Origin of the sequence: Paractinoplanes bogorensis, from assembly GCF_018829635.1 — a bacterium.
Taxonomy (GTDB): domain Bacteria; phylum Actinomycetota; class Actinomycetes; order Mycobacteriales; family Micromonosporaceae; genus Actinoplanes; species Actinoplanes bogorensis.
In genome coordinates this window covers 387493-403391 of record NZ_JAHKKG010000008.1, presented here as the reverse complement: position 1 = coordinate 403391, position 15899 = coordinate 387493, and the positions used below count along the sequence as shown (strand labels likewise).

Genomic DNA, 15899 nt, shown 5'->3' with positions numbered 1-15899 from the left:
CATCGATGGTTACTCGAGAGGTGGAGGGCGCTTACCAGGGCGCACTGCGCGCGTTTCACAATCCGATGCTGGCCCTGCTGCATCAGACGCACGCGCCGTTCGTGGTGACGGTGCTGTCCATGGTCTTCACGGCGGAGCGGCCGGCGGTCGTGGTGGCCGACACGCACACCGAGATCAACGACGCCCTCGACCAGCTGCGGGCGACCGGCGACGCCGACGAGGAAAGCCCGTCCCTGCCGACCGGGAACGCCCGTGACCTGTGCCGGCAGTGGGTGCAGGCCGGCTGGCTGATGCGGCAGGTCTCCGACGACGACGTCGAGGTCTACCGCCTTTCCGCGTACGGCGTGGGTGCTCTCGAAATCGCCGGGCGGGTCGGCGGCGTACGCACCCGGGTGTCGCAGTCCCGGGTCCGCACGCTGCTGGAAGCCATCGAACGGCTGGCCCGGGACGCCGATCCGGACGCCGAGGCGCGCATGGGACGTCTGCGGGCCGAGATCGAGGAGCGGCAGCGGGAGCTGGCCCGGCTCGAAGCGGGCGGGACGGTCGAGACCGCCGACGACGAGCAGTTGCTCGAATCGGCCGAAAATGTCCTGCACCTGGCGCGGGAGCTGCCGGCCGACTTCGCGCGTGTGGCCGAGTCGATCAAGGCCGTCCAGCGCGACGTGGTGGCCGAGCTGCGGCACGACGTGCGGCCGACCGGTGAGGTGCTCCGCGAATACCTCGATCACGGCCGGCGGATCCTGGACGCCATGCCCGAGGGCCGCGCCTTCGCCGGGGCGCTGCGCCTGATCGGCGACCCGGACCAGATCGACGACATGTGGGGGCAGCTCCGCACGGTGCTGCGGCACCGGTTCGCCGACCAGCTTCCCGAGCCGCAACGGCGGGAACTGACCGAGATCTCGCGCCGCATCGAGCAGGGCGTCATCGAGGTGCTGACCGCGCAGCGGCAGGCCTCCCACGTCATCACCAGCCAGGTCCGCAACCACGACCCGATGCGTGACCGTCAGGTCGACGAGCTGCTGCGGGCCGTGATGTCGAGCCTGCACAAGTGGGTCCCGGGGTCACGCCGGGGCGAGACCGTCGACCCGGTGCGCCGTCTGCCGGTGGCAGACGTCGGGCACCTGCGCCAGCGGACGAGTGACCTGCAGCCGCCCCGGTCGCCGGCCCCGTTGCACGAGTGGGACGACGATGACGACGTCACGGGCGCCGACACCCGGGCCTGGGGCGGCCCGCGCTACGCCGATCTGCGGGCGCATCTGGCGGCGTTCGCCGGCGAGGCCGGCAGCGTGGACGTGACGGCCGCATTCCAGGCGGCCGCCGAGGATCTGCGCCGCCCGGTCGACCTGCTCGGCCTGCTCGAGGTGGCCGACGGCGCCGGAATGACCGAGACCGGCGAGGTGACGACGGTCGACACGGTCCGCCCGGATCGGACCCGGCGCCGGTTCGCCCTCGGCGCGACCATGACGGCCAACCCGGCGACGACCGACAGGAGTGGCAGCGATGAGTGACGGCTTCATCGACCCCGTCTCGATGGAGGACGACCCGGCCGAGCTGTTCGCCGGTGACGCCGGAACCCTCGACGCGGATGTCCGCCGGGTGCTCGTGCAGCTGCTGCGCCGCAAGTTCCTGCTGGCCGACAAGCAGGCGGCGCAGTGGCGCACGCTGCTCGAGAACCAGCAGATCATCGCGTCCCGGCTCAACGACATGTTCGTCCGCCTCGTGGTCGACCACGACCGCGGCGTCGCCTACAAGGAGCAGGTGCGCCCGGCCGAGCTCGACGTGCCGATCCTGCTCAAGGACGACCCGTACAACCGGGCCGAGACCCTCGTCCTGGTCCACCTGCGGACCCTCTTCCAGCGGGAACGCGGCACCGGCGAGACGTCGGCCCGGGTCGACATCGAAGAGCTGGAGCAGACCGTGCTGACCTATTTCGACCCGGAGGACCGCAACCTGGCCCGCGGGCAGCAGGAGGTTCGCAACGCGGTGCAGCGCCTGGTCACCGAGGGTCTGCTGGTCGAGGAGTCGGCCGGCCGCTACCGCATCACTCCGCTGGTCGAGGTCGTGCTGAGCACCTCCAAGCTGGCCGAGCTCGAGCGGTGGCTGCGCGAACGGAACGAGGTCGCGGCATGAGCATGGTCGACACGCTGTTCGGGCTGATCCCGGCGGCGTCGCGGGGTCAGCAGTGGGTGGCCCGCGACCTGCAACTGGTCAACTGGGGTGGCTACGACGGCTATCACCGGCTGCGGCTGTCGCCCGGCGCCACCCTGCTCAGCGGTGGTTCCGGCTCGGGCAAGTCGACGCTGATGGACTCCTACATCGCGCTGCTGATGCCGCACACGACCCCGTTCAACGGTGCGTCCAACGGGGGCGTGGTCGGCCGGCCCCGGGGCAAAGATCAACGGAACATTCTCTCGTACGCCCGGGGCAAGCTCGACGAGTCGCGGGCCGGTGGCGAGACCCGGTTCCGGGTGTTGCGCGGTGACGGCCGCGACACGTGGTCGGCCATCGCCATGACCTGGGCCGACCAGTCCGGGGCCGAGTTCACCGCGCTCCGGGCCTGGTACGTGCCGTCGTCCGCGCGCAACCTCGACGACGTCACCTCGATCCGGGCCACGTGCGACCACGCCTACCCGCTGCCGACGCTGGAGGGCCCGGCGGCCCACCGGCTGGCCCGGGCCGACGTGGTGGCTACCGGCCTGACCTGCTTCGAGACCGACCGCGACTTCACCGCGCGGCTGCACCACACGCTCGGCATCGGCGCCGCCGGCGACGGGAACAAGGCGGTGGCGCTGCTCGGCCGCATCCAGGCCGGCCAGCAGATCACCACCGTCGACGCCCTCTACAAGACGATGGTGCTCGAAGAGCCCACCACGCTGGCCACGGCCGACGCGGTGGTGCAGCAGTTCGACGAGCTGGCCGGCACCCGCACCCGGATGATCACCGCCCGCCAGCAGGTGAAGGCGCTGACCCCGATCCGCGGGCACCGGCAGGCCATCGCCGACGCCACCGGCACGGCCCGGCTGATCGACGAGGCCGGATCGTTCACCGACGCGGCCTCGCCGGCCGCGCTGTGGCGGCACGAGCGGCGGCTCGACCTGCTGCGTACGGCCGAGGCCGAGCTGGCCATGCGGCACCGCCGGGCCGAGGCGGAACTGTCGGAGACCGAGGCCCTGGTCAAGGCGTCCGAGGCTCAGCTGGCGGCGGTGACCGACACGCTGCGCGCGGCCGGCGGTGACCGGATGGACACCGCGCTGCGCGAGGTCCGTACGGTCGAGCAGCGGCTCGACGACGTCCAGCGGGCCCGGGAACGGCTCGACCGCGACCTCGGCGACCTCGGCGCCACCGCCACCACCGGTGCCGAGTTCGCCGAACTGGTGGCGACGGCCCACCGGGTCCTGGCCGACGGCGACGCCCGCCGCACCGCCCAGGAGGCGTTCGCCGAGGCGAAAGCGGAACAGAAGGACGCCGAACGGGACCTGACGGCCGCCCGCGCCGAGCATCAGGCGGTCAAGTCGCGGCGCGGCAACATCCCGACCGAGCTGCACGTGGCCCGGGCCCGGCTGGCCGAGGCGGCCGGGCTCACCCCGGCCGACCTGCCGTTCGTCGGCGAACTGATCGAGGTGCGGACCGAGTTCGAGCCCTGGCGCGAGGCGTTCAACCTGGCCCTGGGCGGGTTCGCGACCCGGATGCTGATCGACAGCGGCCGGATGGCGGCGTTCCGCGAGGCGATCAACAGCGTCCCGACCGCCCGGCGGATCCAGTTCGAGGGCGTGCCGACCGGGCTGCGCGACGAGGTCCGGCTCGACCACCAGACCCTGGCCGGGCGCCTCGACTATCAGCCGTCGCCGTTCACCGCCTGGCTCCGCGGCGAGCTGGGCCGCCGGTTCGACTACGTGTGCGTCGACTCGCCCCGGCAGCTCGGGCAGCACCCGAAGGCGCTCACCATCAGCGGCCAGATGTCGCAGCGCGGCGGCGGTGCCCACGGCGGCCACGGCCGGGCCAACCTGCTCGGGTTCACCAATCACCGGACGCTCGCCGGGCTCGAGGAGCGGATCGTCGACGCCGCCCAGCGGTATGCGGCGGCGGCTGAGCAGGTGACGGCGGCGCAGCAGAGCCTCGACTCGTTCGAGAGCCGCCGTACGGCGTACGGGAAAATGATCGAACTGACCTGGGACCAGGTGGACGTCGACTCGGCGGTGGCACGGCGCGACCGCTGGAACCGGGTCGTCGACGAGATCCGCTCCGGCAATCCGAAGGTCGAGCAACTGCAGGGTCAGGTCGACGAGCTCCGGGCGCGGGTCCGCGATCTGACCGAGCGCATCGGCCGGCAGAAGGACGACGTCGAGGCGCTGCGCGGCTCGTGGGAGACGACCGTCGACGAGGTCGACCGGGCCCAGCAGGCGCTCGACACCGCCGCGCAGTCGGACGTCGAGATCAGCGAGCACCACCGGGCGTACCTGGAAGCGCTTTTCGACGACGGCATCGAGGCCCTGGCCGATTTCGACGCCGCCGTGAAACGGGCCGGTGAGAAGGTCCGCGCCGAACGGCAGGCCGCCGCCGAGAGTGCCGACCGGGCCCGGAACGCGCTGGCCGACACCTTCTCGACGTTCCTCGAGCGCTGGCCCAACCCCAACCTCGGCACCGACCCCGACGCGGCCTATCGCGACTTCGAGCGTCTGCTCACCGACCTGGAGACCAGCGGCCTGCACAAGCTGGAGTCCGAGTGGCGCGACAGCCTGCTCAAGCTGTCCGGCAACGATCTGACCGGGCTGGACAGCGAACTCGCGGCCGCGGTGCGCGAGATCCGTGACCGCATCGACCCGGTCAACCGCATCCTGGCCGACCTCCCGTTCGCCGACGACCACCACCGGCTGCGGATCGACCCGCAAGAGAGCCATTCCACCGTACGGGCGAGGTTCCGCAAGGAATTACGGGAGATCCGCGCGTTCATCGACGAGGCCACCACCGAGCACGACCGGGAACGCGCCTACCACCGGATGGTCAAGGTGATCGACCGGATCCGGCGCACCGCCCCCGATTTCGCCGACCTGGTCGACGTGCGCACGCACGTCCGGATCAGCGCGGAGAAACGCGACCTCGACGACCGGCACGTCGCCGTCTACGACCACATCGGAGAGAAGTCCGGCGGCGAGTCGCAGGAGCTGGTCGCGTTCATCGTCGGCGCCGCGCTGCGCTACCAGCTCGGCGACGCCGGTGCCGCCCGTCCCCGCTACGCCCCCGTCTTCCTCGACGAGGCGCTCATCAAGGCCGACGCCCATTTCACCGGCCGGGCCATCGGCGCCTGGCGCGGCCTGGGGTTCCAGCTCATCATCGGCGCCCCCAACGACAAGCACAGCGCGATCGAACCCCACGTCGACGCGGAATACCTCATCCTCAAGAACACCCACGGCCGGTCCCGGGCCAAGCTCCTGGTCGCCGTGCCCGACGAATGATCAGATCAGGCGGCGGTGGCGACGAACTCCTGATAGGCGGCGACGCCGTCGGGGTCGGCATACCCGCCGACCGGCACCGTGGTGGCGCCGAGGTACCAGTTGTCCATCTGCCAGTAGTTGACGATCCGGAAGTTGCGGGCGGCCAGCCACGTCCGTGACGCCCGGATCGCCGGTCCGCGCGAGGCCCGGACGCCCTGGTCGTCGTCGATTCCCCACTCGGCCAGGGCAAGCGGCCGGCCCTGGCTCGCGAAGGCGTTGTACCACCGGGTCATCCGCGGGTCGCTGCCCACGCTGACCGGGTCGTCGGGCTCGCTGCCCCGGGTGCTCGCCTGCCAGTAGAGGTCGAACGCGTACGCGTCGGCGTACTGGGGGGCGACGATCCAGTCCCGGATCTCCCGGTCACCGCCGGTGCCGTTGTTGGTGACGCCCGGCGAACCGGGCCGCCACTGGTAGGACATGTGCACCGGCACCATGTCGATCGTCGCGTTGACCGCCTTGGCCACCTGATAGGCGTGCGTGAACGCGGCCACGAACTCGGTGCCGGTCATGTCGTCCTCGGGCTCGTGGAAGTAGGTCAGGATGCTGCCGGCCGGCATGGCCGCCGCGATGTTGGTGATCTCGGTGTCGCAGCCCCCGGCCGCGACCAAGGCCGGCGCGCACGAGGTCTTGAACGAGTACCACAGCTTGGCACCGTAGGTCGTGTGACAGGTGATGGCGTCGGCCGGTGGCAGCTGCCCCGCCGAGGCGAAGACCCGCCGGACGCCGAGGTTGCCGAGGTGGGTGCGTTCGTCGAGGAAACCGGCGCAGGTGTTGCCGCTGCCGACAGTGTCGAGGGCCGAAGTGGTGGCGCCGACCCCGAGAGCGGGCAGGGCGGCCGAGGCGGACGGCACCGGGCCGGCCGCCGTGACGAAGGCCGCCAGGAGCGCCGCGACGGCGGCGAACGGCCACTTCCGGTGCGAGGTGGGCGACATGACGCGAGGCTAGAACGCGGTATTGAGGAATTCACATTCGTGACTGGTTGAGGCCGGTGACTCACGCACAATCGGGCGGCCGCGCCCCGGCCGCCGCTGCGAGGATGGAGCGATGCTGGTCTCGGTCGTGGTGCCGGTCTACAACGAGGAACAGTTCATCGGGCCGTGTCTCGACGCGGTTCTCGGGCAGGACGAACCGGTCCACGAGATCATCGTCGTCGACAACGCGTCGAGCGACGGCACACTGCGGGCGCTCGACGCGTACGCGGACCGGGTGACGACGTTGCACGAGCCGCGGCGTGGCGTCCAGCATGCCCGGAACCGCGGGATGGACGCGGCGCGCGGCGACGTGATCGGCCGGATCGACGCCGACACCAGGGTCGGCCCGGGCTGGTCACGGGCGGTCCGGGAGGCGTTCACCGACCCGGGTGTGCACGCCGCGACCGGCCCGGTGTCCTATTACGACGTAGTGCTGTCGCGGGTGATCGACGGCGGGGACGCCCTGTTCCGGTGGTCGTGGAGCCGCGGCCCGCTGGACTGGCTGCTGGGCGCGAACATGGCGATCCGGGCCCACTCGTGGCGGCGGGTCCGGCCGGTCCTGTGCGACGACGCCGGCGCGCACGAGGACATCGACCTCGCCATCCACCTGCACGGCGCGGGCGCGGCGGCGGTGTTCGCGACCGGGATGCGGGCGGGCACGTCGGCGCGGCGGATCGCGAACCGGTTCGGCGACTACCGCGCGTACGTGCTGATGACCGAGCGGACGTACCGGCGCCATCCGGGCCAGGCGCGGCCACGCGCGTACGCCCGGGCCTGGCTCACCGCTCGTGCCCAGCTTCTGTTGTTTCCGGTGCTCCGCCTGGCGTACGCCCTGGCCCAGCCGCGCCCGTGGGCGGCGCTGCGCGGCTCGGGCGGCCGGAAGCATCCCATGCTGCCCGGCCGCTGAACCAGCCGATCCAGCCGAGCCCGGCGAACAGCGCGACCCGCTCCAGCAGCCCGCTCGGGTTGCCCGGCAGCACTCCACCGGCGTCGAGCAGCACCAGCACGCTCGCCGCCACGAACGTCACTGTCATCGCCGCCGCCAGCGGCCAGGCCACCCGGCGCGGGCCGATCCGCGCCACCGCCCCGATTCCGGCGATGCCGACCGTGATCGAGATCAGTTGATGGATCAGCCCGCGCAGCGTGTGCTCGGTGGGTACGCCGGGCGGGAAGCCCAGCCCGGCGTCGGTCCGCACCAGGGCGAGCGCCACGAAACCGAGACCGCACCAGAGCAGCAGGCCCGCCGATCGGCGCAGCCCGGCCGCGGCCAGGATCAGCCACAGGCCGCAGGTGGCGAGGTTGACGGTGCCGATCCAGCCGCCCGGCCCGAGCGACAGCTGGCTGATCCAGTGGCGCGCCGGGTCGTAGCCGGGACGCGTCAGACCGTCTACTGTGCACACCACGATCATCTGAACCGCCGCGAGCACCCCGAAAACCGGCAGCCTCATCCGTCCAACCTACGACCGGGGTGAAACCGTGATCGATGGGCGGACCGTGCGGATCGCGCACTTCTGCGACAGCCACCCCGGACGCCCCGACGGTGTGGCCCGCTCGGCCGAGATGACCGTACGGCTGCTGCGCGCGGCCGGCCACGACGCCACGCTCTACCGGCCGGGACCGCTGCTGGGCGGTGACGTCCGGTCCGTACCGGTGCCGTTCCGCCAGCTCCGGGCGGGCCTGCCGTTCCGGCCCCGGCCGGCCGACGTGGTGCACATCCACAGCACCGGCCCGATCGGCATGACCGGGTTCCGGGCCGCGGCCGGTTGGGGCGTGCCCCTGGTGGCGACGTGGCACACCGACCTGCTGGCCTACGCCGATCATTTCGTCGAGGTCCCGGTCGGTGCCGCCTGGTGCGCGCGGCGCCTGGAGCTGGGCTGGTCGATCGCCGAATACCTGGAACTGACCCGCCCCGGCGCGGTCCGCCGCCGCCGGCTGGTCGAGCTGGGCAAGGGCATGTTCGCGCGGATGGCGGTCGCGATCGCCCCGTCGGCCAAGACGGCGGACGGCTTCGCCGTGTTCGAGCCGACCGGCGACATCCGCGTGCTGCCGACCCCGGTGCCGGCCGTCGCCGCGGTCCCGGCCCGCCGGGGCGGGAACGTCGTGCTGTCGGTCGGGCGGTTCACCGCCGAGAAGAACCCGGACCTGCTGCTGCGGGCCTTCGCCCGGGTACGCGTGGCCCGGCCGGCGGCCCGGCTGATCCTGCTCGGGGTGGTGCGACAGCGCCGCCGCCTGGCCCGCCGGATCGCCGGCCCGAGGCCTGTTTCATAGCTGGGGTGGGAGTGAGGCGGGGTCCAGATTTCGTCTGGTGGTGGCCCGTGGAAGTCCGGCTCCCGGTGTTGGAACCGGGCTTCCACGGGACGCCGCCAGGCGGGATCTGGGCCCCTCCGCAGCCCCGCCTCAGCTATGAAACAGGCCTCAGACTGGCCGGGTGCGTCGAGGTGCACCCGCCGGTCCCGCACGCCCGCGTGATCGACTTCTACCGCTCGGCCGACGTGCTGGCGTTCGCCTCCACGACCGACACCCAGAGCCTGGTGCTGGCCGAGGCGGAGGCGGCCGGTCTCCCGGTGGTGATCGCCGACCCTGGCCTGGCCACCCGCCCCGGCGACATCGGTCCCGGCCGTTTCGTGGCCGGCCGCCCCACCCCGGACGCGTTCGCCGCCGCACTGCTCCGGATGCTCGGTGACGACACCCTGCGGGCCCGGGTCTCGGCCGACGGCGTGGCCGCCGTGGCGGCGTACACCCCGGACGTCTTTCTGCGTCGCCTGGTCGAGATCTACGCCGGGGTGCGTTGACGCCAGTCCGCGGCCGGGATCAAGGGGACCGGAGCGGGCCGGTCGGCGGTCGTGGTCAGCTCGATGCGGCGGCCCTCGTCGGCCGAGCGCAGCAGGGACAGCATGGCGTCCAGCACGTGCAGGGCCACGGCGCCACCGGCTCGGGGCGCCGCCGCCGTGATCATGTCGAGCAGGCCGATCCCGCGCGACGCGTCCGCGTAGCCGGACGAGGGCGGCACGACGCGCCAGTCGGTGGCGTCCAGTTCGAACAGGCGGACGTCGCCGGCGAACATGTTGGGGTCGGGGACTGCGAGGGTGCCGGTCTCTCCGTGCACCTCGATCGGGGCGGCGGTGGTGCGGACGGCGTCGAAGCTGGTCGTGACCGTGGACAGCGCCCCGTTCGCGTGGTGCAGGATTCCGGTCACGTGGGTGTCAACCTCGACCGGGATCTGCTCGCCGGCCCGCGGACCGGAGCCGATCACCCGGGTGGGACGCGGGCGCGCGGCGGCGCCAGTGACGGCGACGACCGGGCCGAGCAGGTGGATGAGGGCGGTCAGGTAGTAGGGGCCCATGTCGAGCAGCGGCCCGCCGCCGGGCCGGTAGTAGAAGTCGGGATGGTGGTGCCAGCGCTCGTGGCCGGGGGTCGCCATCACCGCGACGGCGGACATCGGGCGTCCGATCACACCGGCGTCGATCTCGGCCCGGGCCGTCTGCACACCGGTCCCGAGAACCGTGTCGGGAGCACACCCGACAGTGACACCGGCCGCGGCGGCTCGCTCCAGCACCGTACGGGCCGAGTCCAGGTCGGCGGCAAGCGGCTTCTCGCCGTACACATGCTTGCCGCCGGCTATGGCGCCCAGCGCGACGGAAGCGTGCGCCGCCGGGATCGTGAGGTTGAGAACCGTCTCGATCGAGTCGTCCCGCAGGAGGTCGTCGACCGGCATCGCGCGGCAGCCGGGTGTACCGGCGGCGACGGCGGCCGCCCGCTCGGCGTCGAGGTCGGCCACCGCGGCGATGGTGACCGCGGGATGCTCCCGCAACGTCTGCAGGTAGGCGCCGGAGATCCAGCCGGCCCCTACGATCCCGACGCGGTGCGGCTCGCCCACAGCATGCCCCTCTCGATGACCGTCCGTACGGTGGTCTGGCGCAGAACGTCGAGGCTGTGCCCGGGCGTGGCGACGAAGATCCGCCCGCGGCCCCACTGCCTGGTCCAGACGGCCGGCGAGGTGACCTCACGCTGCCACGGATGCCACGGCCGTACGGGATGGGTCGTCTCGGCGAGAACGTCGATGAGGTCGTCGTGCAGCACCCAGTACTGCTCGGTGGTCAGCTCGAAGTCGTCGAGCCCCGCCGTGATCGGATGCTCCCGACCGGCCGGGGTGAATGTCACCGTGTGGGGCAGGAAGTTGTCGGTCTCGTCGCCGCACCGGGCGGCCGGATCCTTGCCGGGGTGGGTCGCGAACTGCCCGCCGACCAGTTGCAGATAGTCCGACGACGCGCGGAACGAGTCGGCGATGCCGCCGTGCCAGCCGGCGAACCCGGTGCCGGCCGCCACCGCCGCCCGCAACCCGTCCAGCGCGTCCCGCTCGATCGACGACATGGTCACGCACTGCACGACCAGATCGGTCGCGGCCATGACCGCCGCGTCGGCGTAGATCTCGGGCGAGTCGCTGACCTGGACCTCGAAGCCGCCGGCCACCAGGAACGGCCGGAACAGGTCGGTGGCCTCGACCGGTCGATGCCCTTCCCAGCCGCCGCGGACGATCAATGCTTTCGGCATCCCCAACGCCTATCAGATCAAGGCAGCCGGTGCCCACCCGTCCTGCGATACTGCTGGCGTGTCGCGGGGCGACGGCAAGGCCTGGTCCGGGTGGCCGCAGAGCTACCGGGAACGACCACCCCTGCCCGAGCTGGCCCCGTACGTCAGTTGTGTCTGGGTCCAAGAGGTGGCACCGGACTCCCCGCCGTTCGCGTTCCAGGCCGTTCCCAACGGCTGCGTCGAGTTCGTCTGTGTGCTGGGCGGCCTGCCGCACGTCATCGGCATCCAGTCGGGACTGACCCGCGAACTGCTGGCGCCCGGCACGGTGATGGTGGGTGTCCGGTTCCGGCCCGGCGCCGCGGCCCCGGTTCTGCGGACGTCCGGCGGCGAGATGGCCGACCTCACCGTCGGGTACGAGGACCTGTGGCGCGGCTCGGCCCTCCCGGTGGGGGAACAACTGGCGGCCGCCGGGTCGGCGCGGGAGGCGGCCCGGTTGCTGGAGGCCGAGGTGCTGCGCCGGGTCCGGGCGGCCACCGAGCCGGATCCGGTGGTGCGTTCGGCGGTCGGGATGCTGCTGGTCGACCCGGCCCACGCCGTCCGGGCGCTCACCACCGAGCTGCACATCTCCGACAGCCAGTTGCGCCGCCGGTTCCGGTCCGCGGTGGGCTGCCCGCCCAAGGTGCTGCACCGCACCCTGCGGTTCTGGGGATTCCTGGCGCTGGCCCAGGCGGGACCGCTGCGCGGCCGGTCGCTGGCCGCGCTGGCGAGCAGTGCCGGTTACGCCGACCAGGCCCATCTGGCCCGCGAGTCGGTCGCCATCACCGGGGTGGCCCCGAGCGAACTGCTGGCGGGCATCGAGCGCAACTGCGGCGAGAACCACATCCACACCCCGACCTATCAGCCGCTGCTGCGGGCCCGGGAGAGCACCCGATAGCGCAGATGCGTCACGTCGCGGGCCTCCAGCCTCCGGACCAGGTCCAGTTCGATGTGGCCGGTCTCCAAGGCGCCGAACAACCGCCGGCCCGCGCCCGGCAGCACCGGGACAAGGTTGATCTCCAGTTCGTCGAGCTCGCCCGCCCGCAGCAGAGCCTGGGCCGCCCCCGCGCCGTGCACCAGCACGGCCCGGTCCCCGGCGGCGGCCCGGGCTTGCGCGGCGCAGGCGACGACGTCGGAGACAAACGTCGTGCCGGGCGGCGCCTCGTCGTCGACACGGTGGGTGAGGATGAGGATGGGTACGCCGTTGTGGTGGTCGCCGTGCCAGCGGTCGGCGAGCTCGAAGGTGCGCCGCCCGGCGATCACCGCCCCGGTCGCCTGGCCTTCCCGATAGACGTCTCCGCTGGGCCCGGCCGACAAACGGTCGTCGAGCCAGTTGAACAGCCGGCCCCCGTCGCGGCCGAGGCCCTGGCCGTGGTGGTCGTCGGGGCCGGTGATGAAACCGTCGACCGACATGGACATGTAGAGCCGCAGCGGCCCGCTCATGCCCGGCTCACCTCGTAGCGCAGGTGCAGCGTCTTGCTGGCCTGCAACGTCCGGACGAGGGTGAGCTCGACGTGCTCGGGTGGCAGATGCTCGAACAACAGCCGTCCCTGACCGAGCAGGACCGGCATGAGCTGGATCTCGATGACGTCGAGCAGCCCGGCCTTCAGGCACTCCTGAGCCGTGTAGGCGCCGTGCATCATGACGTCCCGGTCGCCCGCGGCCGCCTTCGCCTGCGCCACGCACGCCGCGATGCCCTCGGTCACGAAATGCACGTTCTCGTACGGGTTGTCGGCCGGCGCCTTGTGGGCCGGGACGAAGATGGGTACGCCGTCGTGGTGGTCACCGCCCCAATAGCCGGCGAACTCACCGGTTCGCCGGCCGGTGATCACGGCGCCGGACGCCGCCGACTCGTCGAACACGATCCGGCTTCGACTGTCGCTGGGCCGGAAGTCGTCCACCGTGGGCCCGGAGCCGAGCCATTCCATCAGCCGCATGCCGCCCACGCCGGCCGGGTTCTCCTTGTCGTCACCGGGCCCGGTGATGAATCCGTCCAGGGACATCGCCATGTAGAGAACAACGCGTGCCACTTCTCCTCCAGGTGCTCGTCTCGATCACCCTTCGAAGCTAGGCGGGCGGGGTCTCCGCGGCCTTGAACGAATCCGCCATCCTCAGTCGGAGCACAACTGCCTCGGGGTGGTGCCGGGCAGATAGCGATCCCAGTCGACGGTGACCGGCGCGGCGCAGATCTCGCGGATGACCCGGGGCAGATCGCTGTCCAACTGCCACAGCGCACCGCGCGGACCCACCACGGCGACCCGGCCCGCGTCGGGGCGCGGGATACCCAGGTCGAGGCCCTGAGTGTCGACGGACATCAGCCGCGTGGCCGAGCCGGTGTCCCACAGTTCGATCCGGTCCGGGTCGGACAGCACCACGGCCGGTCCGGCGGGGTCGAAAGCGGCCAGCGTCGGGTGAGCCAGGCCGTCCACGCGGGCCAGGACGCGTACGGCGGAAGGGTCCCGGGCGTCCAGCACCATCGCCTCGCCCGCCTCGGACGTGACGGCGACCAGGCCGTCCGGGCCGGCCGAGGGATACATGCGGTACGGCTCGCGCAGCAGCGTGGCGGTCCGGACGCCGTCGAGCGTCCACAGCTCCAGGGTGTGGTTCCCGCCGCTGAACCGGCCCAGCAGAACGCCGGAACCGTCGGGCAGCAGGGCGGTGCTCTCGACGCCGGTGGCGGGCAGGCGGCGTACGGCCTGGTCCCCGGTCCGCCACAGGAGAGCGGCGTGGTCGCCGGACACGCCCGACATGAGGGAGCCGGTGCGGTCGAGGGTGTCGGCCATCGGGAGGCGGGCCGGAACCGCCGTCCGACGGGGATGATCGGGATCGGACAGGTCCCACAGCACGGAGGTGGGGCCGCTCCGGTAGAGCGCATGTCGTTCGTCGGCGCTCACGGCGTACAGGAAACTCTCCCCGATCTCCAACGCGGCCGCCGGGAGCCAGGAATCGCCGTCGGGGCGCCACAACCGCTGCCGGCTGCCCGCGCTCGGGTCGTAGGTGATCGCGACCCGGCCCGGCGTGGTGGCGAAGCCTCCGCCCAGCGTGGTGGCGGTCGCGGCGGCGTGGGCCAGCACGAGCATGCTGCGGGACTGATCGCTCGGCGCCAGCCGGTGGGCGGCCAGGGCCAGGACCTGGGCGGCCTGGGGCCGGGCGGCCAGCAGACCGCGGGCGGTGTCGACGGCGCGCAGTGCGACCGCCTCGTTGCGCTGGCGGGTCGCCGACCGTTGCGCGGTGGCGGCGGCGACCGCCGTGCCGGCCAGCAGCACGGTGAGTGCAGCCAGCACGGCGACGAGCCGGCGCAGGCGACGGGTCACGCGACGCTCGGCCGCCGTCCGCGCCTGTTCGGCGGCCGATCCCGCGTCCAGGAAGGCGCGCTCCCGGGGATTGAGGCGCTCGCGCAGCCGGGCCGCCTGTTCGAGGCGTACGCCGCGAAGCAGGGTGTCGGGATCGTGGTCGTGCGCCTCCCAGACGGCCGTGGCCTCGCTGATCCGGTGCTGGGCGCGCAGGTCGTCGCGGTCGCGGTCGATCCAGCCGACCAGCCGCGGCCAGGCGTGCAGGAGCGCCTCGTGGGCCAGTTCCACGCTGTCCCGGTCGATGGTGATCAGACGCGCCGCGGCGAGCCGGTCCAGCAGGGCGTCCTCCGCGTCGAGTTCCGAGCGGCGTACGCGTCGTTTGGTGTCCGCCGTGCCGTCGCCCGGCACCACCAGCCGCAGGAACAGTCGCCGGGCCGCGGCCCGGTCGTCCTCGCCGAGCTCGTCGAAGGTCTGCTCGGCGGTTCGCGACAGGGCGTGCCGGATCCCGCCGACATCCTCGTAGCCGGTCAGCGTGAGCACCAGGCCCCGCCGGCGGCGCCACGTCTCGGCCAGGGTGTGCGAGACCAGGGGCAGCGCGGCCGGCTGCCCGGCCACGTCCGCGACCAGCCGGGCCACCAGCGCCGTCTCCAGCGACGCGCCGGCCCGGGTGGCCGGTTCGGTGACCGCCCACCGGAACTCTTCGGCCGACATCGGCCCGACCAGCAGCTGCGCCCGGTGCAGGGCGGCGACCAGTTCGGGGTGGCGCGCGCAGTGCCCGTAGAAGTCGGCGCGGACCCCGACGACGACCCGGCTGCGCGGCCCGGCGGCCGAGGTCAGCGCCCGGACCAGCCAGCGGCGGGCGGCGTCGTCGCACAGCGTGAAGCTCTCCTCGAACTGGTCGACCACCAGGAGCAGGTCCCCGGAGGCCTTGGCCAGCCAGCCCCGCAGGGCCTCGGGGTCGGCGGCCAGGTCGTCGCGGACCCGGTCGGCGGGCTCGTCGGCGAGCCCGCCGATGGCCACCGCGAGCTCGGCCATCGGGTCCGCGCCGGGCGTCACCACCAGGGGTGTCCGCTGGGTGCGGGCGGCCAGCCCGGCCCGCAGCAGGGAGGACTTGCCCGCGCCGGAGGCGCCGAAGACCCCGGCGAACGGGCGTTCGTCGACCAGGGCCAGCAGGGTGTCGGTCAGCGCCTCACGACCGAAGAAGCGGTCGGCGTCGTCGACCTGATAGGCGGACAGGCCGACGTACGGAGAAGGGGTGTCGCCGGGCTGGGCGTCGGCCAGCCGCCGCCACCGCTCGGTCCACTCGCCGGCGTCGCCGTCGCAGGCCCGGACGAAGGCCACCGTGACGGCGAGGCTGGGCAGCCGGCGGCCGGCCACCGCCTCGGACAGCGCCGCGGCCGAGTAGTTGGTCCGGCGGCCGAGTTCCCGGTACGTCGGTTCACCGGCTCGCCGGCGCAGTCGTCGCAGGTCGCCCGCGAATTGGAGCAGTGGCGAGTCCTCCGACTCCAGCGGTCGTTCCCGTCGCGGCACGGCACCCCCGTTCGCCGGTAGCAAGAGCAATGTAGCTTAAGCGGTTA

13 protein-coding genes and 1 pseudogene are annotated in these 15899 nt (G+C 72.7%); 7 read left to right on the top strand and 7 right to left on the bottom strand.

Annotation, left to right across the window (positions count from 1 at the left end):
• The first annotated feature begins 5 nt into the window (after window positions 1-5).
• Genes KOI35_RS27440 through KOI35_RS27430 form a run of 3 tightly spaced genes read left to right on the top strand, consistent with a single transcriptional unit; the run spans window position 6 to window position 5453 of the window.
• Window positions 6-1508 (top strand): DUF3375 domain-containing protein, encoded by a 1503-nt coding sequence (locus KOI35_RS27440; RefSeq protein WP_215791499.1) that lies wholly within the window; start codon window positions 6-8, stop codon window positions 1506-1508.
• Window positions 1501-2130: a DUF4194 domain-containing protein gene (locus KOI35_RS27435; RefSeq protein WP_215791498.1), complete on the top strand. Its 630-nt coding sequence runs from the start codon at window positions 1501-1503 to the stop codon at window positions 2128-2130. The genes KOI35_RS27440 and KOI35_RS27435 overlap by 8 nt, the downstream gene beginning before the upstream one ends.
• A complete protein-coding gene (locus KOI35_RS27430) occupies window positions 2127-5453 on the top strand; it encodes an ATP-binding protein (RefSeq protein ID WP_215791497.1) in 3327 nt (1108 codons plus the stop codon). Before KOI35_RS27435 ends, KOI35_RS27430 begins: the two co-directional genes overlap by 4 nt.
• A gap of 5 nt (window positions 5454-5458) precedes the next feature.
• Here the strand turns inward: KOI35_RS27430 and KOI35_RS27425 are convergent, their stop codons facing one another.
• Window positions 5459-6424, bottom strand: a complete 966-nt coding sequence (locus KOI35_RS27425) for a hypothetical protein (RefSeq protein ID WP_215791496.1) — start codon at window positions 6422-6424, stop codon at window positions 5459-5461.
• Between the two features lie 112 nt (window positions 6425-6536).
• On the opposite strand from KOI35_RS27425, the pseudogene KOI35_RS49415 reads away from it, so the two are divergent.
• Window positions 6537-7100 (top strand): annotated as a pseudogene (locus tag KOI35_RS49415) (glycosyltransferase family 2 protein); the annotation flags it as partial.
• A 142-nt stretch (window positions 7101-7242) separates the two neighbouring features.
• Here the strand turns inward: KOI35_RS49415 and KOI35_RS47685 are convergent.
• Window positions 7243-7911 carry a DUF998 domain-containing protein gene (locus KOI35_RS47685; RefSeq protein ID WP_246613809.1) on the bottom strand — a complete coding sequence of 223 codons (669 nt, stop codon included), beginning with the start codon at window positions 7909-7911 and terminating at the stop codon, window positions 7243-7245.
• A gap of 28 nt (window positions 7912-7939) precedes the next feature.
• On the opposite strand from KOI35_RS47685, the gene KOI35_RS49025 reads away from it, so the two are divergent.
• Together KOI35_RS49025 and KOI35_RS27410 are read left to right on the top strand one after the other, a co-directional pair.
• Window positions 7940-8731 (top strand): glycosyltransferase, encoded by a 792-nt coding sequence (locus tag KOI35_RS49025; RefSeq protein WP_215791494.1) that lies wholly within the window; start codon window positions 7940-7942, stop codon window positions 8729-8731.
• Between the two features lie 5 nt (window positions 8732-8736).
• Window positions 8737-9255, top strand: coding sequence for a glycosyltransferase (locus tag KOI35_RS27410; RefSeq protein ID WP_308121170.1), 519 nt, complete (start codon window positions 8737-8739; stop codon window positions 9253-9255).
• Here the strand turns inward: KOI35_RS27410 and KOI35_RS27405 are convergent.
• Together KOI35_RS27405 and KOI35_RS27400 are read right to left on the bottom strand one after the other, a co-directional pair.
• Window positions 9237-10340 (bottom strand): Gfo/Idh/MocA family protein, encoded by a 1104-nt coding sequence (locus KOI35_RS27405; RefSeq protein ID WP_215791492.1) that lies wholly within the window; start codon window positions 10338-10340, stop codon window positions 9237-9239. The genes KOI35_RS27410 and KOI35_RS27405 overlap by 19 nt on opposite strands.
• Window positions 10310-11014 carry a ThuA domain-containing protein gene (locus tag KOI35_RS27400; RefSeq protein WP_215791491.1) on the bottom strand — a complete coding sequence of 235 codons (705 nt, stop codon included), beginning with the start codon at window positions 11012-11014 and terminating at the stop codon, window positions 10310-10312. The genes KOI35_RS27405 and KOI35_RS27400 overlap by 31 nt, the downstream gene beginning before the upstream one ends.
• Window positions 11015-11072: 58 nt before the next feature.
• On the opposite strand from KOI35_RS27400, the gene KOI35_RS49020 reads away from it, so the two are divergent.
• Entirely contained in the window at window positions 11073-11927 is an 855-nt protein-coding gene (locus KOI35_RS49020) for a DUF6597 domain-containing transcriptional factor (RefSeq protein ID WP_308121169.1), read from the top strand.
• On the opposite strand, the gene KOI35_RS27390 is transcribed toward KOI35_RS49020, so the two are convergent.
• From KOI35_RS27390 to KOI35_RS27380, 3 genes are all read right to left on the bottom strand, one after another.
• Window positions 11891-12472: a dihydrofolate reductase family protein gene (locus KOI35_RS27390; protein ID WP_215791490.1), complete on the bottom strand. Its 582-nt coding sequence runs from the start codon at window positions 12470-12472 to the stop codon at window positions 11891-11893. The two genes, KOI35_RS49020 and KOI35_RS27390, sit on opposite strands and share 37 nt — an antisense overlap.
• Window positions 12469-13059, bottom strand: coding sequence for a dihydrofolate reductase family protein (locus tag KOI35_RS27385; protein WP_215791489.1), 591 nt, complete (start codon window positions 13057-13059; stop codon window positions 12469-12471). Before KOI35_RS27385 ends, KOI35_RS27390 begins: the two co-directional genes overlap by 4 nt.
• 81 nt (window positions 13060-13140) lie before the next feature.
• Entirely contained in the window at window positions 13141-15852 is a 2712-nt protein-coding gene (locus tag KOI35_RS27380) for an nSTAND1 domain-containing NTPase (RefSeq protein WP_215791488.1), read from the bottom strand.
• Between the last annotated feature and the right edge of the window lie 47 nt (window positions 15853-15899).

What these genes read in the sequence shown, in the direction of transcription:
- KOI35_RS27440 (WP_215791499.1), top strand. Translation starts at nt 6, where the DNA reads ATGGTTACTCGAGAGGTGGAGGGCGCTTACCAGGGCGCACTGCGCGCG.
- KOI35_RS27435 (WP_215791498.1), top strand. Translation starts at nt 1,501, where the DNA reads ATGAGTGACGGCTTCATCGACCCCGTCTCGATGGAGGACGACCCGGCC.
- KOI35_RS27430 (WP_215791497.1), top strand. Translation starts at nt 2,127, where the DNA reads ATGAGCATGGTCGACACGCTGTTCGGGCTGATCCCGGCGGCGTCGCGG.
- KOI35_RS27425 (WP_215791496.1), bottom strand. Translation starts at nt 6,424, where the DNA reads ATGTCGCCCACCTCGCACCGGAAGTGGCCGTTCGCCGCCGTCGCGGCG.
- KOI35_RS47685 (WP_246613809.1), bottom strand. Translation starts at nt 7,911, where the DNA reads ATGAGGCTGCCGGTTTTCGGGGTGCTCGCGGCGGTTCAGATGATCGTG.
- KOI35_RS27400 (WP_215791491.1), bottom strand. Translation starts at nt 11,014, where the DNA reads ATGCCGAAAGCATTGATCGTCCGCGGCGGCTGGGAAGGGCATCGACCG.
- KOI35_RS27390 (WP_215791490.1), bottom strand. Translation starts at nt 12,472, where the DNA reads ATGAGCGGGCCGCTGCGGCTCTACATGTCCATGTCGGTCGACGGTTTC.